This window comes from Williamsia sp. MIQD14 (genome assembly GCF_051025635.1).
Lineage (GTDB): Bacteria > Actinomycetota > Actinomycetes > Mycobacteriales > Mycobacteriaceae > Williamsia_A.
Map to the genome: position 1 here is coordinate 425,304 of NZ_JBPFDG010000003.1, position 21,004 is coordinate 446,307.

Annotated in this window: 21 protein-coding genes and 1 pseudogene; 12 read left to right on the top strand and 10 right to left on the bottom strand. The window is 67.9% G+C overall.

The genetic code is table 11. The features are described from left to right. Positions 1-21: 21 nt before the first annotated feature. Positions 22-978 (bottom strand): cytochrome c oxidase assembly protein, encoded by a 957-nt coding sequence (locus tag ACQ7HM_RS13520; protein WP_434216752.1) that lies wholly within the window; start codon positions 976-978, stop codon positions 22-24. A gap of 150 nt (positions 979-1,128) precedes the next feature. On the opposite strand from ACQ7HM_RS13520, the gene lpdA reads away from it, so the two are divergent. Together lpdA and ACQ7HM_RS13530 are read left to right on the top strand one after the other, a co-directional pair. Further along, complete coding sequence (gene lpdA, locus ACQ7HM_RS13525; protein WP_434216753.1) at positions 1,129-2,517, top strand: dihydrolipoyl dehydrogenase; 1,389 nt, start codon at positions 1,129-1,131, stop codon at positions 2,515-2,517. 46 nt (positions 2,518-2,563) lie between these two features. Beyond that, entirely contained in the window at positions 2,564-3,460 is an 897-nt protein-coding gene (locus tag ACQ7HM_RS13530) for a DNA-3-methyladenine glycosylase family protein (protein ID WP_434216754.1), read from the top strand. Between the two features lie 12 nt (positions 3,461-3,472). Here the strand turns inward: ACQ7HM_RS13530 and ACQ7HM_RS13535 are convergent, their stop codons facing one another. Further along, positions 3,473-4,351: a glycosyltransferase family 2 protein gene (locus ACQ7HM_RS13535; RefSeq protein ID WP_434216755.1), complete on the bottom strand. Its 879-nt coding sequence runs from the start codon at positions 4,349-4,351 to the stop codon at positions 3,473-3,475. A 263-nt stretch (positions 4,352-4,614) separates the two neighbouring features. On the opposite strand from ACQ7HM_RS13535, the gene ACQ7HM_RS13540 reads away from it, so the two are divergent. Then, positions 4,615-5,397 carry a glycosyltransferase family 2 protein gene (locus ACQ7HM_RS13540; protein ID WP_434216756.1) on the top strand — a complete coding sequence of 261 codons (783 nt, stop codon included), beginning with the start codon at positions 4,615-4,617 and terminating at the stop codon, positions 5,395-5,397. A gap of 33 nt (positions 5,398-5,430) precedes the next feature. Here ACQ7HM_RS13540 and ACQ7HM_RS13545 read toward each other — a convergent pair whose 3' ends face one another. The 4 genes from ACQ7HM_RS13545 to ramB form a co-directional block, all read right to left on the bottom strand. After that, positions 5,431-6,744, bottom strand: a complete 1,314-nt coding sequence (locus tag ACQ7HM_RS13545; RefSeq protein ID WP_434216757.1) for a PucR family transcriptional regulator — start codon at positions 6,742-6,744, stop codon at positions 5,431-5,433. A 99-nt stretch (positions 6,745-6,843) separates the two neighbouring features. Further along, positions 6,844-7,602 (bottom strand): class I SAM-dependent methyltransferase, encoded by a 759-nt coding sequence (locus tag ACQ7HM_RS13550; protein WP_434216758.1) that lies wholly within the window; start codon positions 7,600-7,602, stop codon positions 6,844-6,846. Beyond that, on the bottom strand, positions 7,599-8,129 hold the full coding sequence (locus tag ACQ7HM_RS13555; RefSeq protein ID WP_434216759.1) for a carboxymuconolactone decarboxylase family protein: 531 nt from the start codon (positions 8,127-8,129) through the stop codon (positions 7,599-7,601). Before ACQ7HM_RS13555 ends, ACQ7HM_RS13550 begins: the two co-directional genes overlap by 4 nt. 18 nt (positions 8,130-8,147) lie before the next feature. Beyond that, complete coding sequence (gene ramB / locus ACQ7HM_RS13560) at positions 8,148-9,611, bottom strand: acetate metabolism transcriptional regulator RamB (protein ID WP_434216760.1); 1,464 nt, start codon at positions 9,609-9,611, stop codon at positions 8,148-8,150. A 390-nt stretch (positions 9,612-10,001) separates the two neighbouring features. On the opposite strand from ramB, the gene aceA reads away from it, so the two are divergent. From aceA to ACQ7HM_RS13575, 3 genes and pseudogenes are all read left to right on the top strand, one after another. Beyond that, complete coding sequence (gene aceA, locus ACQ7HM_RS13565) at positions 10,002-11,297, top strand: isocitrate lyase (protein ID WP_434216761.1); 1,296 nt, start codon at positions 10,002-10,004, stop codon at positions 11,295-11,297. Positions 11,298-11,477: 180 nt separating this feature from the next. After that, positions 11,478-12,359: a 3-hydroxybutyryl-CoA dehydrogenase gene (locus ACQ7HM_RS13570; RefSeq protein WP_434216762.1), complete on the top strand. Its 882-nt coding sequence runs from the start codon at positions 11,478-11,480 to the stop codon at positions 12,357-12,359. Between the two features lie 103 nt (positions 12,360-12,462). Then, positions 12,463-13,041: pseudogene (locus ACQ7HM_RS13575) on the top strand (rhomboid-like protein); the annotation flags it as partial. Between the two features lie 44 nt (positions 13,042-13,085). Here the strand turns inward: ACQ7HM_RS13575 and ACQ7HM_RS13580 are convergent. From ACQ7HM_RS13580 to ACQ7HM_RS13595, 4 genes are read right to left on the bottom strand one after another with little or no spacing between them, the layout of a single operon-like run. Continuing rightward, positions 13,086-13,958 carry a PPK2 family polyphosphate kinase gene (locus ACQ7HM_RS13580; protein WP_434216763.1) on the bottom strand — a complete coding sequence of 291 codons (873 nt, stop codon included), beginning with the start codon at positions 13,956-13,958 and terminating at the stop codon, positions 13,086-13,088. Positions 13,959-13,963: 5 nt separating this feature from the next. After that, positions 13,964-14,812, bottom strand: coding sequence for an SDR family NAD(P)-dependent oxidoreductase (locus ACQ7HM_RS13585; protein ID WP_434216764.1), 849 nt, complete (start codon positions 14,810-14,812; stop codon positions 13,964-13,966). After that, entirely contained in the window at positions 14,809-15,153 is a 345-nt protein-coding gene (locus tag ACQ7HM_RS13590; RefSeq protein WP_434216765.1) for a DUF4873 domain-containing protein, read from the bottom strand. The genes ACQ7HM_RS13585 and ACQ7HM_RS13590 overlap by 4 nt, the downstream gene beginning before the upstream one ends. Positions 15,154-15,170: 17 nt before the next feature. Then, positions 15,171-15,968, bottom strand: coding sequence for a TetR/AcrR family transcriptional regulator (locus ACQ7HM_RS13595; protein WP_434216766.1), 798 nt, complete (start codon positions 15,966-15,968; stop codon positions 15,171-15,173). Between the two features lie 98 nt (positions 15,969-16,066). Here ACQ7HM_RS13595 and ACQ7HM_RS13600 point away from each other — a divergent pair, with 98 nt between their 5' ends. From ACQ7HM_RS13600 to ACQ7HM_RS13625, 6 genes are all read left to right on the top strand, one after another. Further along, positions 16,067-17,392 carry a DUF445 domain-containing protein gene (locus tag ACQ7HM_RS13600; RefSeq protein ID WP_434216767.1) on the top strand — a complete coding sequence of 442 codons (1,326 nt, stop codon included), beginning with the start codon at positions 16,067-16,069 and terminating at the stop codon, positions 17,390-17,392. A gap of 123 nt (positions 17,393-17,515) precedes the next feature. Continuing rightward, on the top strand, positions 17,516-17,950 hold the full coding sequence (locus tag ACQ7HM_RS13605; protein ID WP_434216768.1) for a helix-turn-helix domain-containing protein: 435 nt from the start codon (positions 17,516-17,518) through the stop codon (positions 17,948-17,950). 59 nt (positions 17,951-18,009) lie between these two features. Next, complete coding sequence (locus tag ACQ7HM_RS13610; RefSeq protein ID WP_434216769.1) at positions 18,010-18,708, top strand: heparin-binding hemagglutinin; 699 nt, start codon at positions 18,010-18,012, stop codon at positions 18,706-18,708. A gap of 106 nt (positions 18,709-18,814) precedes the next feature. Then, positions 18,815-19,117 carry a DUF2516 family protein gene (locus ACQ7HM_RS13615; RefSeq protein ID WP_434216770.1) on the top strand — a complete coding sequence of 101 codons (303 nt, stop codon included), beginning with the start codon at positions 18,815-18,817 and terminating at the stop codon, positions 19,115-19,117. 150 nt (positions 19,118-19,267) lie between these two features. Next, complete coding sequence (locus tag ACQ7HM_RS13620) at positions 19,268-20,188, top strand: AurF N-oxygenase family protein (RefSeq protein WP_434216771.1); 921 nt, start codon at positions 19,268-19,270, stop codon at positions 20,186-20,188. Positions 20,189-20,234: 46 nt separating this feature from the next. Then, positions 20,235-20,996 carry a MerR family transcriptional regulator gene (locus ACQ7HM_RS13625; RefSeq protein ID WP_434216772.1) on the top strand — a complete coding sequence of 254 codons (762 nt, stop codon included), beginning with the start codon at positions 20,235-20,237 and terminating at the stop codon, positions 20,994-20,996. The last annotated feature ends 8 nt before the right edge of the window (positions 20,997-21,004 follow it).

The following is a 21,004-nucleotide window of genomic DNA, read 5'->3' on the forward strand; positions in this document are numbered from 1 at the left end:
CCGATTGTGTCAGGCGCCCGATCACCGGAACCGGTCGCGCAGGGTGGCGTCGGTCTCCCACCAGAGTGCGGGTGGCGCGGCGTCCTCGGCACTCCCATCGGAATCGCCTGTGGCCCCCGCCGCCGGCCGCTTTCCGATCCCCGCATCGATCTCGGCGTCGATCTCGTCGGCCCGGCGGGTCTGTTCGGTCCGGAAGCGACTCATGAGGGTCAGCAGGAACGGCAGTCCGACCACGTCGCCGAGGACCCACAGGATGCCCGCACCGATGATCTGATCGGTGCGCAGCGACGGCCCCCACGTGCGGTCGAGTGCCGCGTAGTAGCCGTGCGCGATGTCGGAACCCTGCCAGATCACGACCCCGAGCAGGCCGTCGCCGATCGTCTCCACCAGCGTGATCAGCAGCGACAGGGCCTGGGGGAACCGGCGTGGCACAGGGTCGACCTGCAGCCGCGACCAGAAGTAGCCGAAGCCGACCAGCACGAACAGCAGGCGGGTGACGACGTCGAGGGCGGTGCCGCGCAGCACTGCCTCGTACCAGCCGGTGAGGTAGAACAGCCACGGCGTGATCAGCACCCCCGCCGAGGTGACGGCCGGATAGGTCAGCACCCGCGCCGCCGTCGAGGCCATGGCCGCGTCGAACCGCCGCCTGCCTCGCGGCCCCAGTGCCTCTCGCGCGACGGTGAGCGGCATCCCCGCGGCCAGCCCGAACGGCACGATGAGCAGCAGGATCACCACCTGCAGCGCACGCACCCAGAACAGCACGTCGGCGTACGCCCCGACGAAGCCGGCCGTCGAGATCACCCACACCCCGACACCCATCACGGTGAACGCCGCGCCCCGGCCCGCCGACACCGTCGCCCGCCGCCACGCCCACCAGTACGCGGCAAGCACGACAAGGCAGACACCGAGCGTGACGACATCGAGATGGCCTGTGGTCAGGGCGGATTCGACGGTCAGCGGACGGTGGACGACAGACATCGTCGGAGTATGTTCCCGGTGCCCGCCGGCCCACAACCACGGCGACCGAAGCGCGGAGAATGTCGGCTCCGCCACCGGCCCCTTGCGCCGTGCGCGAACTTGTGTCGGTCGGCCTGCGTGGGCACACTCGGGCAACGTAGGCTGGCGCTCGTGGCTGAACACTTTGACACAGTTGTCCTCGGCGCAGGTCCGGGAGGGTACGTCGCCGCGATCCGGTGCGCCCAGCTCGGGCAGTCCGTCGCCGTCATCGAAGAGAAGTACTGGGGCGGTGTGTGCCTCAACGTCGGGTGCATCCCGTCGAAGGCGTTGTTGCGCAACGCCGAGCTCGCCCACATCTTCCATTCACAGGCAAAGACCTTCGGCATCTCCGGCGAGGTGACCTTCGATTTCGGCGCGGCGTACGACCGCAGCCGCAAGGTCTCCGAGGGGATCGTCAAGGGCGTCCACTTCCTGATGAAGAAGAACAAGATCACCGAGATCGACGGCTACGGGGTGTTCACCGGCCCGAAGGCGATCACCGTCGGTGACGACCGTAAGGTCACGTTCGACAACGTCATCATCGACACCGGCTCGTACGTGAAGCTGCTGCCCGGCGTGGAGCTCTCCGACAACGTCGTGACCTACGAGTCGCAGATCCTGACCCGCGAGCTGCCGGAGTCCATCGCGATCGTCGGCGCAGGCGCCATCGGCATGGAGTTCGGCTACGTGCTCGCCAACTACGGCGTCGACGTCACCATCATCGAGTTCCTCGACCGCGTGCTCCCCAACGAGGACAAGGACTCCTCCAAGGAGCTCGCCAAGCAGTACAAGAAGCTCGGCGTGAAGATCCTGACCTCGACCAAGGTGAACAAGGTCGACGACCAGGGGTCGAAGGTCGTCGTCAGCTACACCGACGCCAAGGGCACCGACAGCGACCTCACCGTCGACAAGGTGATGATGTCGGTCGGGTTCGCCCCGCGGGTCGAGGGCTTCGGCCTCGACAAGGCCGGCGTCGAGCTCACCGAGCGCGGTGCCATCGCGATCGACGAGTACATGCGCACCAACGTCGACGGCATCTACGCGATCGGTGACGTCACCGCCAAGCTGATGCTGGCCCACGTCGCCGAGGCTCAGGGCGTGGTCGCCGCCGAGACCATCTCGGGTGCCGAGACCATGCCGCTGGGCGATTACCGGATGATGCCGCGCGCGACGTTCTGTCAGCCGCAGGTCGCCTCGTTCGGCCTCACCGAGGAGCAGGCCAAGGACGAGGGCTACGACGTGAAGGTCACCACCTTCCCGTTCACCGCCAACGGCAAGGCCCAGGGACTCGGCGAGCCGGCCGGCTTCGTCAAGCTCATCACCGACACCACCCATGACGAGCTCATCGGTGGACACCTGGTGGGCGACAACGTCTCCGAGATGCTCCCCGAGCTGACCCTGGCCCAGAAGTGGGATCTCACCGCCCACGAGCTCGCGCGCAACGTCCACACGCACCCGACGCTGTCGGAGGCCATGCAGGAGACGTTCCACGGCGCCGTCGGCCACATGATCAACCTCTGAGTCCCACCGCCCAGTCACCCCGACGGTCCCACCCACCCCGACGGTCATGGACGGCGAGCTGACCAGGGACTGGGAACCCCCCTGGCCGCTCGACATCCGCCGCACCCTCGCCCTGCACCGTCGCGGCAGTGGCGACCCGTCGTTCCGGTTCGCCCCGGACGGCTCGGTCTGGAAGGCGAGTCACACCCCCGACGGCCCCGGCACGCTCGCCATCACCCGACGGTCCGGTGTCGTCACCGGGCACGGTTGGGGTCCGGGTGCGGCGTGGTTGCTCGATCATCTGCCGACGCTGCTCGGCGCCGACGACGACCCGTCGGCGCTCGTCGCCCACGACGCTGTCGTCGCCGAGTTCCAGCGACGATCCGAACACGCGGGTGTCCGGCTCGGACGCACCGATCGCGTCTGGGAGGCGTTGGTGCCGGCGATCATGGAGCAGAAGGTGCTGGGTCGCGAGGCGTGGCGTGCGTGGCGTTATCTCCTGCGCCGCTTCGGTGAACCGGCTCCCGGCCCCGACGACGGCCCGTCGGCCGACATGAGAGTGCCGCCCCCGCCGCGGGCTTGGGCTGACATCCCGAGTTGGGAGTGGCATCGCAGCGGGATCGAACCGGTCCGCATGCGCACCATCCGCGGCGCGACCGACCTCGACGTGGAACGTCACCACACCAAGCTCACGCTCCTCCGCGGTGTGGGGCGGTGGACCGAGTCGGAGGTGCGGTGTCGCGCGGTGGGTGATCCCGATGTCGTCCCCGTCGGTGACTACCACGTGTGCAAAACTGTCGGGCAGACGCTCATCGGTGAACCGGTCGACGACGCGGGAATGCTCGAATTGCTCGAACCCTATCGGGGACAACGCTATCGGGTCGTCCGGCTCATCGAGCTGTACGGCACACGCGTCGAGCGACGCGGACATCGTCTCGCCGTCCGCGACTACCGATCGTTCTGACCCCCGACGGGGTCAGTGGAGGCCGGCGCCCACCGGGGGCACCCGGACCTCGGCGGCCGAGTGCCGCAGTCGTCGGAAGGAGTGCCGGCGCAGCGTGGGATCCCACGACCGGGAGCTCGGAAGCTTCAGTGTGTTGATCACCGTCTGCGCCACCACGATCAGCAGGCTCGCTGTCGCCTTCCCGCGCTCACCGTGCATGCGGTAGGTCCGGGGGATACACAATCCGTAGCGCAGGAAATCCCCGGGCCCCGAAAGCATCCGGCGTCCGGAGACCTCGGCGGTCATGCCGGGGACGAGGACGACCGACCAGCCCGCAGCCCGCAGGTTGATACTCAGGTCGAGATCCTCGTACACATCGCGCCGGTAGGACACGGACTCTCTGACGGTCTTCCAGGCCGCGGTCCGCAGAGCCGTGTTCGCCCCGCTGACCTGCGAGAGATTCATCGGCGCACCGGATGCGGCCGCGGCGTCGGCCCGGGCGTTCATCGCTGCGGCGCGCCGTCGGAACCGGTCCTGGCCGGGCATGTCGTAGAACACCGCAGGGCAGGTCCCCGCCCCGACGGAGGCGTGCTCGGCGAACAGGGCGACGATGGCGTCGGCCCATCCCGCGCCGACAGCCGTGTCGGCATCGATTCCGGCGATGATCTCCGAGGTCGCGGCGTCGAACCCGGCATAGCGGGCGTAGGCCAACCCGGCTCGGGGCTCGGCGATCAGTCGGACCTCCGGGTGCTCGCGCGCGAACCCGCGGACGATCTCGGCGGTGCGGTCAGTCGAGTTGTTGTCGACGACGATGATCTCGTTGACCGCGGGGCCCTGCGCGAGGATCGCCCGTAGACAGACGCCGATGGTCGCTTCCTCGTCGAGGGCCGGGATCACCACAGATACCTGCATGCGCGGGATCTTACTGGTAACCGACGGAGAAGGTGATCTGTGAATGCCTGAGCAATGCGTGCAATCGATCGTATTCCGGCACGCATTCCGCACCGGTCCATCGCTGAAAGCTGTTGTCTACACGGGTTATTTGTCTCTCGCCACCCGATGGCGACCGACAGGGTGGTGATGGACACTCAGCGAGAATCGCACGATCGGAGGACATTTCGACGCTTCCACTCGGTCTCCGAGCGATGTTAATTTGAGCTATGGGAGAACTATTGGTGACCGTGCCGGTCTACGGCCATGTGGCATACACACATTCTCTGGTGCGCGACCTCGAGCGTGAAGGGGTCGATTACGTAATCGTCGACAACAAGGGAGATTACACGCCCCTGGGCCATGAGCGGGTGCTCACCCCGGAATCCAATCTCGGTTGGGCGCAAGCGTCGAACCTGGGTTTCCGCCTGGCATTTGCGGAGGGCCACCGCAATGCGATGACCCTGAACAACGACGTCCGGTTGTCTCGTGGTTTCTTCGACGGATACCTCGACAGCCGACTGCCCGACAATGTCGGCGCCGTCACCGCCCTCTATGACGACCGACGCGGCCACCCGGCTCAGCTCGCCGAGTTCCGTGGACCGGCACACGATTACGAGCCGTCGGACCGCTTCCGCGAACTCCGGAGCATCGACGGAACCGCGATGATGATCTGTCGCGAGGCATGGATCAAGGTCGGTGGGTTCGAGGGCCGGTCGTTCGGCACCTTCTCGTGGGGGGCCAACCTGGATCTGTGTATCCGGCTGCGAAACGCCGGGTTTGCCGTGGTCGCCACCGAGTTGTCGTTTCACAACCACTTTCGCGGCAAAACGGCCGCCACTGTCACGAACACCCTGAACTACAACGTTTCCGGGGTACGGCATCTGCGGAAGGGCATGAAGGCGTTTCACGGCAAGAAGTGGCAGGCTCTGATCGACGACAGGTCGTTCACCGTCCGCGACCTCGACGACACATCACATGTCGTCGAGGACTCGGCGAGACGACTGCTGAACGCTACGACTGAGTGAACTCGCCGGCCACCACGACGTGGCGGACAGGTGTCAGGCGATCGACCGCGTGACGCCACCCCGACTGGTGCCGGCCCCTGCTGCGTCGAAGGCGAGGATCGCCGACTGGGTCTGGGCGATGGACCGTGGGCGGCTGAGGTCGAGCCCGATGGCCTCGGACACCTTCGTCATGCGGTTGTCGACGGTGTTCGGGTGGATCGACAGACGCCGTGCGGTCTCGCGACGGTTCAACCCGCACGACATGTGGATCCGCAGCGTCTCGAGCAGCTGCGCGTTGTCCTCGAGCGGACGGATCATCGCCGCGAGCCGGTCGCGTGCGGGTCCGGGCCGGGTGACCTGGTACTCGATGACCAGATCGCTCAGGCCGTAGAGGCCCGGCGGCTTGCCGATCGCGCGGGCGAGTTCGAGCAGTTCGTCGGCGTCGGCCGCGAGGCGGGGGATGTCGGTGGGGCCGCCCACGACCGACGTGCACGTCACGTGGGCGCCCATCGCCTCCCGCAGCGCCTCGACCGTGTCCGCACCGACGACGTCGTCGGGCCGGTGCAGCGGGACGATCACCGTGCCGCCGCGCGCACCGACCAGACACAGGGCCCGGTCGCCGAGGACGTCGGAGGCCACCGTCCGCAGACGCCGCCACGTCGGGGCGCCCGCATCGGCGACCAGCGCCAGAACCTGATAGCGATCGGCAGCCGCGATACCGAACTCCGCGGACTGGTGGACGTGCATCCGTCCGGCCAGGACCTCGGTGACGAACGACTCGCGTGGTGAATCGGCGGGGGGCGTGAGCTCGAGGTCGGCCTCGGCGACGAACGCCCTGGTCACGATCGAGATCACCCGTCCGCGGATGTCGATGAGCAGTGACAGCGCGCGCACCGTCTGCCGGCGGTCGACGGCGGGATCGGGCGCCGAGCCCGCCGAGGGGGCGGTGTCGGATTCGGTCACGGCGCGGACGACGGTGTCGAAGGCGCTGCCCACGACCGAGAGGATCGCCGAGAGATCGATGCCGTCCCGCGTCCACATGGCGACCGCGGAGGTGATGGTCTGCGCGATGTCGTCCTCGTCGACGGCCGGCTCGAACTCCTCGGCGTCGGCGACGGCGGCCATCGCCGCGGCCGCGATGGCGGACTCGAGGTGACCCGGGGTGTGCGCCGGCGCGGGCGCGCGGCGCGACCCCACCAGCGTCATCGCGGCACAGGAGATCCGGACACCGAGATGCTTGATGTCCGCGTCGATCTGGGTGGTGCCGTTGCGGCCCCGCAACAGTTCTCGTACCGCGTAGCCGATCGCGGCCAGTGGACGTGCGTCGGGCCGGGCGAACGCCGTCGCCGTGGGTGTGTGTCCGTACATGTGGTGCCCCTCCCGCAGTGTGCCCTCCCCGGCACGGAGACACGCTAACGCAGCACCGGCCGTCTCATGGCCGAATCCTCACATCGAAGGTTGACACGTTTACATGTCAGATGGCTTGCGGGCCGTCACGAACTGGCCCTGTCCGGTGATCGTCTGCTCGATGTCGGTCAGTCCCGCCGCGGCGAGGCGGTCGGTGATCTCGTGTCGGTCGAAGATGCGGAACCCGGTCGCGCGGTTGAGCAGGCCGGTCCCGGGCACCGAGGTCAGCCGGGTCCGCACGGTCGTGAACACGACGACCTCGCCGCCCGGCGCGACCACCCGCGCGAGCTCGTCGATCACGGTCATCGGGTCGGTGATCAGGTACAGCGCCGCGAGGCAGGCGACGGTGTCGAAGGTGTTGTCGAAGAACGGCAGCGCGTGGGCGTCGCCGCGCACGTAGGCGACCTGCGGGCCGGTGTTGTCGAGGACGGCGCGACCGAGCATCGGGGCCGAGAAGTCGAGCCCCACGGCGAGCCCGCCGCGGTCGAGTCCGGTCCCGAACCGACGTGTGTAGTTGCCCGGACCGCAGGCCACGTCGAGGATCATCCGGTCGCCAGGACGGCTCAGGCGTGCGGTGAGCCGCCGGTCGAACGTGGCGGTGGAGGTGCCGCCCAGGCTGAACAGGCGTGTGAACACCGGTCGCCACGCCCGCTCGTAGACCTCGGCGAAGATCGGGTTCTGCATCATCCGCAGGCTCAGCGACTCACCCGTCTCGGGTGGGGGGAGCACGTCGAGGTACCCGCCGGACTCGTCGCGCACAGGGACCGTCAGCAGGGCGCGGACCCGGTCGGTGGCCGATCCGATCGGCCGCGGTGTCATCGGTCGCGCTCGATGCGCAGGGTCCCGATCGTGGTGGCCAACGAGTCGTACTGGTTGATCAGCATCACGAGGCCGATCTGTTGCTTCGGTGTGAGATGCCCACGCAGGGCGTCCCAGCTGGGGTCGGAGATGTCGCGGTCGCCGACCAGTTCGTCGACCGCGGTGAGGATCACGCGCTCCCGTTCGCCGAAACCGGCGTCGGGGCCCTCCATGATCCGCTCGGCCAGCGCGCGGTCGATGCCGGCGCGCTTGCCCATCCGCAGGTGGTGGTCGAGTTCGTAGGCGCACTGCCGCAGGTGGGCGGTGCGGATGATGACCATCTCGGTCTCCTTGCGCGACAGCGGCCCGAACGGCATGAGACGACCGGAGTAGTGCAGCCATCCCCGGAACAGTCCGCCGGTGCGACCGAGGGTGGAGAAGATGTGCATGTCGCTCACCCCCTGGGTGCGTGCCGCGGCACGGCAGAACACCCAGTTGAACGGACCGAGTTGTCGGAGATTGCCCGGGGCCACGCGAGGTTGGGTCACGCGTCCGAGGTTAGAGGGTCAGTCGATGAGATAGGGCGAGATGGTGCTGCGGTGCTCGTCGATCTGCAGCGTCGCGCCGAGCGCGGGGAACGCCCGCTGCGCGCAGTTGACGCGTTCGCACACCCGGCAGCCCGCCCCGATCGGTGTCACCTGCGCCTGGGGGCCGATCTCGAGGCCATCGGAGTACACGAGCCGACCCGCGTGGCGCAGTTCGCATCCCAGGCCGATGGCGAAGGTCTTGCCGGGCTGGCCGTAGCGGGCGGCGCGGCGCTCCACCGTGCGGGCGACCCACAGGTAGGTACGTCCGTCGGGCATCTGGGCGATCTGCGTGAGGATCTTGCCCGGGGAGGCGAACGTCTCGTAGACGTTCCACAGCGGACATGTGCCGCCGCTGGAGGAGAAGTGGAAACCCGTCGCCGACTGCCGTTTGGACATGTTGCCCGCGCGGTCGACACGGACGAACGAGAACGGGATGCCCCGCAGGTTCGGCCGCTGCAACGTCGAGAGTCGGTGGCAGATCGTCTCGTAGGAGACCTGGTAGAACGCCGACAGTCGCTCGATGTCGTAGCGAAAATCCTCTGCCGCACCGTGGAACTGAGAGTAGGGGAGCACCGCGGCGGCCGCGAAGTAATTGGCCAGCCCGAGGCGGGCCAGACTGCGTGCCTCGTCGTTGGTGAAGTTGCCCTCGTCGGCGAGCTTGTCGAGCAGGTCGCCGTACTCGAGGTAGGCCAGCTCGGCGGCGAGCTTGAAGGTGCGCTGGCCGCCGGAGAGGTGTCGGGAGATCTCGAGCCGGCGGGTGCGGGGGTCGAGGCGGTGCATGAGCGTGTCGCCCATGTCGACGCGCCGGACGATCTCGACGCCGTGCACGGTCTCGAGCCGGTTGTGGATCTCGCGGCGGACGTCGCCGGAGTGCATCCGCATCCGGGTGGCCATCTCCTCGGCCGCGACATCGAGCTCGTGGAGATAGTTGTGGCGTCGGTAGAAGTAGTCGCGCACCTCCTCGTGGGGTGCGGTGATCGATCCGCGCATGCTGCCGTCGACGCGGTCGTCGGTGGCGGCGGCGAGCTGATCGGTGGCGATCCGGTAGCGCCGGTGCAGGTTCACCATCGCGCGGGCGAGGTCGGGGTGCGATCGCACCATCTCCGCGACGTCGGCGGTGTCGGTCTCGCTGTCGAGATCGGGGTCGCCGAGCACCTCGCGCATCTCGGCGATCAGCCGCACGTTGTCCTGCGAGCTGAAGAACTCCGCGTCGACACCGAACACCTCGGTGATGCGGGCGAGCACCGAGTCGGTCAGCGGGCGGACGTCGTGTTCGATCTGGTTCAGATACGACGGTGAGATCCCCAGCGTCCCGGCGAGCGCCACCTGCGACAGGCCGCGTTCGGACCGGAGTGCGCGCAGCCGAGACCCGACGAAGGTCTTGCCCCCGCGGTCGGGGTCCCCGCTCCGGTCGGCATTCCTGACCGCCTTGGGTGTGATCATGGTCACCACCCTCCTCTCGTCCCGGCGACGACCGCCGACCACGGTGCGCACGGCCCGCGCCGGCGGGCGGAGCGACCGCGCGACAAAAACGCAGTACGGGCGTACTTTTTGCCCCGGGCTGTCGGCAGACTTCGCAGATCCATCTTCGCAGAGTTTGCAAATCTGTCACCTGCTGTGGCTCAGATTGGCATGTCCGAGGTGTGGACCAGCGCGTTTGGTGTGTGGCACCCTCGTTGCAGGCGGCGCCTTCGGGCGGCTCACCGGTTGCGAATCCGATCGGCGCAGAGCTGCACGAAACGCCGGGTACTCACACAGTCCCGGTGCCCCCGAACGGCGCACGGCGCCACCGCACAGGACCAAGTAGACGAAGTCGATGAAAGTGAAGTGGGCATGAGCAACACCGGAAAGCCGAGGACCACCGCGGAGATCCAGCAGGATTGGGACACCAATCCCCGTTGGAAGGGCATCACCCGCGAGTACACCGCCGAGCAGGTTTCCGAGCTCCAGGGCTCGGTCGTCGAGCAGAACACCCTCGCCAAGCGCGGCGCCGAGATCCTCTGGGACGGCGTGAACGGCGTCAACGGCGACGAGTACATCAACGCGCTCGGCGCCCTCACCGGCAACATGGCCGTGCAGCAGGTGCGTGCCGGCCTCAAGGCCATCTACCTCTCGGGCTGGCAGGTCGCCGGTGACGCGAACCTGTCGGGCCACACCTACCCCGACCAGTCGCTGTACCCCGCGAACTCGGTGCCGTCGGTGGTCCGTCGCATCAACAACGCCATGCTGCGCGCCGACGAGATCGCCAAGGTCGAGGGCGACAACGCCGTCGACAACTGGGTCGTCCCGATCGTCGCCGACGGTGAGGCCGGCTTCGGTGGCGCGCTCAACGTCTACGAGCTGCAGAAGGCCATGATCGCCGCGGGTGCCGCCGGTACCCACTGGGAGGATCAGCTGGCCTCGGAGAAGAAGTGCGGCCACCTCGGTGGCAAGGTGCTCATCCCCACCCAGCAGCACATCCGCACGCTGACCTCGGCCCGCCTCGCGGCCGACGTCTCCGACACCCCGACCGTCGTCATCGCGCGTACCGACGCCGAGGCCGCCACCCTCATCACCTCCGATGTGGACGAGCGCGACCAGCCGTTCCTCGACGGCAGCCGCACGGCCGAGGGCTTCTACGGCGTGAAGAAGGGCATCGAGCCCTGCATCGCCCGCGCCAAGGCCTACGCCCCGTACTCCGACCTCATCTGGATGGAGACCGGCAAGCCCGACCTGGAGCTCGCGAAGAAGTTCGCCGAGGCCGTCAAGGCCGACTTCCCCGACCAGCTGCTCGCCTACAACTGCAGCCCGTCGTTCAACTGGAAGCAGCACCTCGACGACGAGACCATCGCGAAGTTCCAGAACGAGCTGGGCGCCATGGGCTTCAAGTTCCAGTTCATCACCCTGGCCGGCTTCCACGCCCTCAACTACTCGATGTTCGATCTGGCCCACGGCTACGCCCGCAACCAGATGAGCGCCTACGTCGAGCTGCAGGAGCGCGAGTTCGCCGCCGAGGAGCGCGGTTACACCGCCACCAAGCACCAGCGTGAGGTCGGTGCCGGTTACTTCGACCGCATCGCCACCACCGTCGACCCCAACACGTCGACCGCTGCGCTGAAGGGCTCCACCGAAGAAGGCCAGTTCCACTGAGCTGACCCGCCACTCCGGAACTCTTCACGACCAGTCAGGCGGCCCGCAGCGTCAGCTGCGGGCCGTCTGTCTATCTGGTGAACAGTTCGCTCGTCCCCGATCAGAGTTACCCCCTTCTCGCCAATTCTCATGTTGCGCAGGCATACGCAGCGCGATTCACCTCAAGCAAGGAGCGCGATCGTGGCTACCGAGGTGATCTCGCGGATCGGTGTCATCGGTTCGGGTCAGATGGGGGCCGGGATCGCCGAGGTGTGCGCCCGCGCGGGCGTCGACGTCCTCGTGCACGAGACCACGCGTGACCGCGTCGTCGCCGGACGCACCCGCATCCTCGACTCCCTCGACCGCGGCGTGAGCAGCGGTGCACTCACCGAGCGGGAACGCGAACAGGCCTGCGGTCGACTGCGTTTCACCACCGACCTCGACGAGTTCGCCGATCGGCAGATGGTGTGCGAGGCCGTCGTGGAGGACGAAGCCGTGAAGGCGGCGCTGTTCGCAGAGCTCGACGCCACCGTCACCGATCCCGACGCCGTCCTCGCCTCGACCACGTCGTCGATCCCGATCACGCGCCTCGGCGCGGCCACCACCGGTGGCCACCGGGTGATCGGTCTGCACTTCTTCCACCCTGTGCCGGTGCTCCCGCTCGTGGAGCTCATCACCACGGCGAGCACCGCCGACGCCATCGCCTCCCGCGCCGAACTGTTCGCGTCGGGTGTGTTGGGCAAACAGGTCATCCGCTCCGAGGACCGCTCGGGCTTCGTCGTCAACGCGCTGCTCGTCCCGTATCTCCTGTCGGCGATCCGCATGGTGGAGAACGGCCTCGTGACCGCCGAGGATGTCGACCGCGCGATGATGCTCGGCTGCGCGCACCCGATGGGCCCCATCAAGCTCGCCGACCTCGTGGGCCTCGACACCGTGAAGGCCGTCGCCGACACCCTCTTCGCCGAGTACGCCGAACCGCTCTACGCGCCGCCGCCGCTGCTGCTGAGCATGATCGACGCCGGCCGCCTCGGCCAGAAGTCCGGACACGGCTTCTACCGCTACCCCGCGACCGCCCAGGCGTAGCGGTCTTCTGCCGCTGGGCGGGACTGCCACCGCTCACGCATTGTCAGCAGATGCACAGGGCACGTCCAGCCCCGACGACGGTGTCGCGGCCAGGGTGGACGACATGAGGAAGCGACAGGTGCTCGACGTCCTGCGTTCGGCGCCGGTGTCGGTGAGCTGGCTGGGACTGCTGCTGGTGACCACGGTGCTGCAGCGCACCGCAGCCCCGGCACAGGTCTCGGCGTGGCTGGCCGCGTCGTCGACCGACATCTCCCACCTCGTGTCCGATCCGATCGGGGTGCTCGTGACCAGCCTGGCGTGGCTCGACGGCGCCTACTGGCTGCCCTACGCGGTGATGTTCGCGATCGTGGTGATCCCCATGGAACGACGGCTGGGTGTGCGACGGTGGGCCGCGCTGGGCCTGGCCGGACACGTCGTCGGCACCGGGGTGAGTCAGGGCGCGTTGTGGGTCGTGATCGCGGTCGGCGCGACGTCGTCGTCGCAGATGTCGATGCGCGACATCGGCGTCAGCTACGCGATCTTCGCGTTCGTCGGCGGCGCGGCGCAGTTCATCGAACCGCAGTGGCGGCGGGCGTTCGCGACCACGGTCGTCGGCCTGGCGGGGCTCACCCTCGTCGTCGATCCCTCGGTGACGACGCTCGGGCATCTCGTGGCCATCACCACCGGGTTGCTGCTGGGCCCGGTCATCGCCGGACCGGTGAGCGCCGGTGGGGGCGCCGCCGGGGTTCAGGACTCGGCGAGTCGCTTCTTCTCGTGGTCGACGTCGAAATCGGGAGCGGGCCACTCGAGGTCGAGACGTTCGAGGGCCTCGATCATCAGCTCCGTGACGGCAAGGCGCGCATACCATTTGCGGTCGGCGGGCACGATGTGCCAGGGCGCGGTGTCGACGTCGGTCTCGTCGAACACCACCTGATAGGCCTCCTGATACGCCGACCAGTACTGGCGTTCGTCGATGTCGCCGGGGTTGTACTTCCAGTACTTGTCGGGCCGGTCGAGGCGTTTGGCCAACCGTTCGCGTTGGGCACCGGTCGAGATGTGCAGCATCACCTTGACGATGGTGGTGCCCGCCGCCACGAGGTCGGCCTCGAAATCGTTGATGATCGCGTAGCGGGCGGACCACTCGGATTCGGGGACGAGGTCGTGCACACGCACGGCCAGCACGTCCTCGTAATGGGACCGGTCGAACACGCCGATCTGGCCCGCCGCAGGCACTTTCGCGCGGATCCGCCACAGGAAGTCGTGGGCGAGCTCGTCGTCGGTCGGCTTGCCGAACGACGCGTGCGACACCCCCTGCGGGTCGACCATGCCCATCACGTGCCGGACGATGCCGCCCTTGCCCGCGGTGTCCATGCCCTGCAGCACCAACAGGATCGAGCGCGGGTCGCCGCTGCGACCGTGCGCGTAGAGCCTCTCCTGCAGCCCCGCGAGCAACTCCCCGCGGACCTTGAGGGCCTTCTTGCCCGCGGCCTTGTCGCCGTCGAAACCCGGGGTCGAGCGCTGGTCGATGCCGCGCAGCGGTCCCTGGGCGCGGGCGCGCAGGAGGGCGGGAGCCGAGGCGATTACGGGATCATCCGAGCCGGACTCGGCAGAAGAGGGCACGGGGGTCAACCTACCGGCCCGAACAGCCCACCACCGCCGAATGCCGCACGGTGCGAATCGGGTACGACACCGTCGTCGTTGGCCAGTCCGTACTCGCGACCGAGCTCGGCGGTCACCAGTGTCGCCCCGCTGCGCGATGACACCTCGGGGTCGCGGGCGAGGGCGTCGATCACCCGGCCGATGAAGGTGGGGTCCTCGGCGCGGTCGAGGGAGAACCCCGCGAAGTCGTTGACGCCCAACGACATCAGCAGTTCGGTGCGCACCAGTCCCGGCCACAGGCTGACCGCGGTGACGCCCGTCCCGGCCAGCTCGTGCGCCATGTCGGAGGCCATCTTGTCCAGGCCCGTCTTGCTCATCCCGTAGAGCACCGAGTGCAGATGTCCGCGCGACCCGAACGAGGAGATGCCGGCGATGAGACCCGAACCCTGGTCGACCATCCTCCGCGCCGCGTGCACCGAGGCCACGTAGTGCGCGCGGAGCCCGACGCCGATCAGCGTGTCCCAGTCCGAGATCGGGCGTTCGAAGAACTTCTCCGAGAAGCCCCCGAAACCGCGCGGCGCCGCCCACACGTTGTTGACCAGCAGGTCGAGGCGGCCGTGGTCGGCGTCGATGCGCTCGAACAGCGCGGCCACGGCGTCGTCGTCGGTGTGGTCGCAGCTGATCGGATGCGCCGTCCCGCCGGCCGCGGTGATCTCGGCCGCGACACGACCGAGCCGGTCGTCGGGTCCCACCCCGCCGCGCGCGGTGAGGCAGACCGTCCACCCGGCCGCGCCGAGAGCCCGCGCGACTCCTCGGCCCACGCCGCGGCTCGCGCCGGTCACCAGGGCGACCGGCGGAGCTCCCGCGGAGGTCACCGGTCGACGTCGTCGGGCAGCTGCGCGAACGGTGGCGCGCTCACCCCGCGCACCACGTGTCCGCCGAAGGCGTCCTCCGCCGACAGCGTTCCCTCGCCGGCGCCGTGCGGGGTGCTGATGCGCACTTCCGTGCCCTCGGCGACGGGCGGGTCGGCCGGATCCGACACCGCCGCCAACCCGCGGACACGTCCCTGCCACTGATAGCGGCCGGCGATGGGGTCGAAGTGGCCGATCAGCTGGACGTTCACCTCGACCGGGCGCCGCCCGCCCACAGTCACCGTCGCCGGGCCGGTGTATCCGCCGGCGTCGTCGTCATGGCCGGCGGGTTCGTGATCGCTCATGGCGTCACTGTAGGGAGTCAGGTCGTGGACGTCGACGGTGCGACACCGAACGTCGGCAGCGGATGGTCGCGGGCATTGAACTCCGCCGCCGATCCGCCGACCTCGGCGATGCCGACGAACGCCGTCCACACCAGCATCGTGAGGTGGTCGATGAGCTGTTCCTGGCTCAGGGTGCGTTCGACCATCCACCAGTGGGTGGCGAGCTGCACGCCGCCGACGAGTGCGTAGGCCCACGTCTCGAAACCGGCGGTGTCGAGTCCGCGATGTCCGAGGCGCTCGTTCATCGCGAACGCGACGACCTGCGCGATGAGCTTCTCCGAATCGGCCAGCACCGTGGGGCTGGAGAACTTCGAGCTGGTGACGAAGGTGTAGATCTGCGTCTCGTCGGCGATGGTCTCCACGTAGATGGAGATGACCGCGCGTGTCATCGTGAACTCGTCGACGTCGTCGATGAGGGCATCGGTGAGACGCGGCAGGAGGGTCACCTCGATGAACCGCACCATCGCCGCGGTGTTGAGGTCGTTCTTGTCGGTGAAGTAGCGGTAGAGGACGGTCTTCGAGACGCCGATGTGCGAGGCGATCTCGTCCATCCCGATGTCGGCGCCGAGGGCGCGCACCGCGGTGAGGGTGCCGTCGACGAGCTCGGCGCGACGCTCCTCCTTGTGCTGCTGCCACCGCTGCTTGCGTCCATCGGGCTTGCCGTCGGGGATGTCGTCGGCGGCGCCCCGCAGTGCGGCCTCGAGACCCTTCGTCGCGTTCGCGGCGGCCACGACGGCGGCACGGGCCGCGGCGGCGGTGGTCTGGCGGGCGGGCATGCGCCCACAGTATCCCCGCCGGTGGGCGCCGGATCACCGCAGCTCGTCCGGCGCGGGCGCGGGAGTCGGATTCGGGTAAGACTGGTCAGGTGAATTCGATGTCGACGGCGCAGCGCACCGACCCCGCGCCTGCCCCCAGCGCCGCCCCCACCGGTCTGTCCGGCTTCGACGCCGCCGACGCCGAACGCAGGCGGGCCCTGCGCAAGATGAAGGTCGTGGCGACCGGGCTGCTGGTCTTCGCGGCCGGTGTGTACCTGTTGACCCGCTGGATCGAGAGCCGTGACGGCGCCGACGCCGCGGGCTGGGTCGCCTACGTGCGCGCGGCGTCGGAGGCCGGCATGGTCGGCGCACTCGCCGACTGGTTCGCGGTCACCGCGCTGTTCCGTCAGCCGCTGGGCCTGCCCATCCCGCACACCGCGCTCATCCGCCGCAAGAAGGACCAGATCGGCGATCAGCTCGGCGGCTTCGTCGAGCAGAACTTCATGACGCCGTCGGTGATCGAGAACCAGGTCGGCAAACTCGAGCTGCCGCAGCGCGTCTCGCGGTGGATGGCCGATCCGCGCAACTCCGATCGCATCAGCGAGGAGGCGTCGCGTGCCATCGGTCTGGCTGGGGAGATGCTGCGCGACGAGGACGTCGAGCAGTTCATCGTGGCGGGGATGCGGTGGATGGCCGAGCCCCAGTGGGGACCGCCCGCCGGACGCGTCCTCGAGCAGCTGATCGAGGAGAACCGGCTCGCACCGATCATCGCGATGCTGTGCGACCGTGCCCACGACTGGGCGCTCGACAGCCAGGGCCTCATCGACCGCGTCATCGACAAGGACGGCCCGGCCTGGGCGCCGAAGTTCCTCAACGCCGTTGTCGGCGAACGGATCCACCGCGAGCTCGTGGATTTCACGAACAAGGTCCGCTCCGACCCCGACCACGAGGTGCGGCGGGCGATGAACCAGTTCCTCGAGAACTTCGCGCAAGATCTGCAGCACGACAAGGCCACCATCGAGCGGCTCGAGGAGATCAAGGCCGAGTTCATCGGCCGCGACGAGGTCGCCGGGGCGGCGTCGTCGGCGTGGAAGGCCGCGAAAGCGGTTCTGGAGCAGGCCCTCGACGACCCCGACAGCACGTTGCGCGCGACGCTGGCCGATGCGGTCATCAAGGTCGCGACGCGTGTCAGCAACGACGAGGCGCTGCAGGCGAAGATGAACTTCTGGACCGTGCGCGTCGCCCGTCACGTCGCGGCCAACTACGCGACCGAGATCGTCTCGGTGATCACCGAGACCGTGCGCGGCTGGGACGCCGAGGACACCAGTCGCAAGATCGAACTCCAGGTGGGTCGCGATCTGCAGTTCATCCGTATCAACGGCACGGTGGTCGGCTCGCTCGCCGGCCTCGCGATCTACTCGATCTCGGTGCTGCTCTTCGGCTGACGGCCCCGCGAGATCTCCCCGTGATGTGGCATCGACCACTATCCGGACCGAAAATTAGCTGAGTGCTTGCATTTGCTAGCACTCGGTGCCGATACTGGTCCACGGAGACTCAAGGAGGTACCGATGACATCTGAATCGGTCGATCCACCGGAGAACACATCACCTCTCGTGGATGCCGAGGACGCAGCGACTCGAGCAGTCGAGAACGTTGTGAACGCCGCACAGGACATCGGTGCGTTCATCAGGTCTCAGCGGGTCGCCGCGGAAGTCTCGGTTCGGCAACTGGCCGAACGAGCCGGAGTCAGCAACCCGTATCTGAGCCAGATCGAACGAGGACTGCGCAAACCGTCGGCTGATGTGTTGGCGCAGATCGCGAAAGGTCTGCGTGTGTCGGCGGAAGTGCTCTACGTCCGCGCAGGCATTCTCGAAGAACGTGCGGCCAGTCCGGTGCGCGACGCGCTGCTGGCCGACTCGCAGATCAGCGAGCGACAGAAGCAGATGATGCTCGAGATCTACGAGTCGTTCCGCAAGGAGAACGGCGTCCCCGCCGCTCCGTAGTCCCAGTTGCTCGACAGTCGCGTCGGTTCACCATCGCATCACCCATGAAGGAGACATCAATGAGCAAGAACGACAAGCTTTTCTCGACCCCGATCTACGCCGCGGTCGGCGTGGGCGATCTCGCCCTGCAGCAGGTGAACGAGGTCCTGACCCAGCTGCGTGAGCGCACCGAGGCCGCCACCGAGACCGCCCAGGCGCGCATCGAGGAGACCCGCGAGCGTCTCACCGAGACCCGCGAGCGCATCAACGCCCTTCCCGAGGAGGTGCCTGCCGGTATCGACGACCTGCGTACACGTTTCACCCCCGAAGAGCTCCGCAAGGTCGCCGAGGCCTACATCGAGGTCGCGACCGGCATCTACAACTCGCTCGCCGAGCGCGGCGAGGAGACCGTCGAGCGTCTGCGCACCCAGCCCGAGTTCCAGGAGAACGTCTCGAAGGCGGAGAAGGTCTACAACGACGCCGTCGACCTGACCGAGGACGCCCTGGGCACCATCTCCTCGCAGACCAAGGCCGTGGGTGAGCGCGCCGCCAAGCTGGCCAACCTCGCCTCGGGCAAGGCCGCCGGTGCCGCGGGCACCGTCGAGGCCAAGGCGCGTGGCCGCAAGGACTCGCCCGCCAAGGTGCTCGAGGAGCTCAAGGAGCCGGCCGCCAAGCCCGCCGCCAAGAAGGCTCCGGCGAAGAAGGCCCCCGCCAAGAAGGCTCCGGCCAAGAAGGCCCCCGCCAAGAAGGCTCCGGCCAAGAAGGCCGCCTCGAAGTGAGGCGCTGATCGCTGATCGACCCGACGCCCCCGACGGACACAGTCCGCCGGGGGCGTCGGCGTCTGCGGGGGACCGGTGTCGGTGATGCCCGGATAGGATCGTCGCCATGAGCATCCTCGCGTATGGACAGAGCCTGATCCTGCTGGTCCTCACCGTGGTCGGCGGAGGCGCCGCGATCGTCGCGCTCGTCCACGCGGCGATCCAGCGCCCGGACGCCTTCCCGGCCGTCGACCGTCAGTCGAAGGTGATCTGGGTCGGCATCCTCGTGCTCGCGAGCCTGTTCATCTGGTTCTTCGGGCTGCTGGGCCTGTTCGGCATCATCGGCATCGTCGCGGTGCTGGTCTACCTCGTCGACGTGCGGCCCCGTGTCGACGCGATCCAGAACAAGCGCTGGTTCCGCAAGGTCTGAGCCCTGAGGCGCCCGACAACGGTGCCATCGTGTGGCGTGACAATATTCGTTGTCTCAATACCTTGACAACGGCAGGTGTCATATCGCATCGTTGATTGACAAGGACTTTGTCGTCAACCGAGGGCGTCACGCCCTCGACAGGAGCCCACGATGACCATCGCAGCCGAGCCCCTCACCCGCTTCGATCGGGTGCAGGACCGCCAGGACACCGCACGGCGACTGCTGGCATCGTCGGCGCGCAAGTCCTACGACCCGTTGATCGAGGTCGACTGGGATGCCCCAATCGACCACGAGAGCTTCTACGGGATGACCCCCGAGTGGTGCAGCCTCTACGGCACCGAAATGTGGGATCAGATGACCGAGGCCCAGCGCATCACGCTGACCGAGCACGAGGCCGCGAGCATCAGCGCGACCGGCATCTGGTTCGAGATCATCCTCATGCAGATGCTGATCCGCGACGCCTACAAGCAGGATCCGGCGTCGCCGCACTTCCAGTTCGCGCTCACCGAGATCGCCGACGAGTGCCGGCACTCGACGATGTTCGCCAAGGCCGCCGAGCACTTCGGCATCCCGAACTACGAGCGCCCGAAGTGGATCAACTTCCTGTCGCGTCCGTTCAAGGCGTTGGCCTCGGGTTCGCTGGCCTTCGGTGGGACCCTGGCCGCCGAGGAGATCCTCGACATGATGCAGCGCGACTTCATGAAGGACCCGCGCGTCCAGCCGGTCACCCGCACCGTCAGCAAGATCCACGTGCTCGAAGAGGCCCGTCACATCCGCTTCGCCCGCGAGGAGACGGTGCGCATCGCCGCCGACATGAGCCCGTTGCGTCGCCACCTCACGCGACTCATGCTCGCGATCACCGTCTACATGGTGGTGTTCTGCCTGGTGAACCCCAAGGTCTACGAGGCGGCAGGCCTCGACAAGAAGGCCGCGGTGAAGGCCGCGCGGAACAACACCTACTACAACGACCGCAAGCGAAACGGATGCGCCAAGACCGTGTCGTTCCTCGACGAGTGCGGACTCATCGGCGGCCCAGGGAAGTATCTGCTGCGCCGCGGCGCCATCATCTGAGCGCGACCGACCGAGGACTCGCACACCGCGCGGATAGACTCGCCGCGTGGCTGAATACCGGATCAACGAGCTCGCCGAGGTGTCGGGTGTCAGCGTGCGCAACATCCGGGTCTACCAGGACCGCGGCTTGCTGCCGTCGCCGAAGATCAAGGGGCGCACAGGGTGGTACTCGCAGGAACACCTGGTCCGTCTCAACCTGATCTCCCGCCTGCTCGAACGCGGGTACACCTTCGCGACGATCAGCGAGCTCCTGCAGGCCGCCCACTACGGGATGAAGGTCGAACACGTCCTGCACGGCGTGCCCAAATCGGGTCGGTGGAAGAACTTCAAACGCGCCGCGACCATCACGTTGACGGAGCTGCGTCGCACCCTGGGTGCCGACGAGAAGACCATCGCGATGAGTCAGCGACTGGGACTGCTCGCCAAGGAGGGCGCCCAGTACGCGGTGAAGAGTCCCGAACTGCTCGAGGGTGCCGAGGTGCTGGTGAAGGCGGGGATCGACCTCGAGTCGTTGCTGCGCAAGTGGGAACGCGTGCAGAGCGACATCGAGGACGTCGCCGACAACTTCGTCGCGATCATCACCGACAAGTACTTCGGCGACGACGGCCGCCTGCTCGACATGGAGGAGACCGAGGTCGCCAAGGTCGCCCATCTCATCGGTGCGGTGCGACCCATGGCCCACGAGATCGTGCAGTCGGCCTTCCGGCGCGCACTCGACACCAAGATCTCGATCGCGATCGGCGAGGCGTCGGACATCCTCGAGAGCGACCGCATCCTCGACACCGATCCCCTGACCGGATCGGCCTGACCAGCACC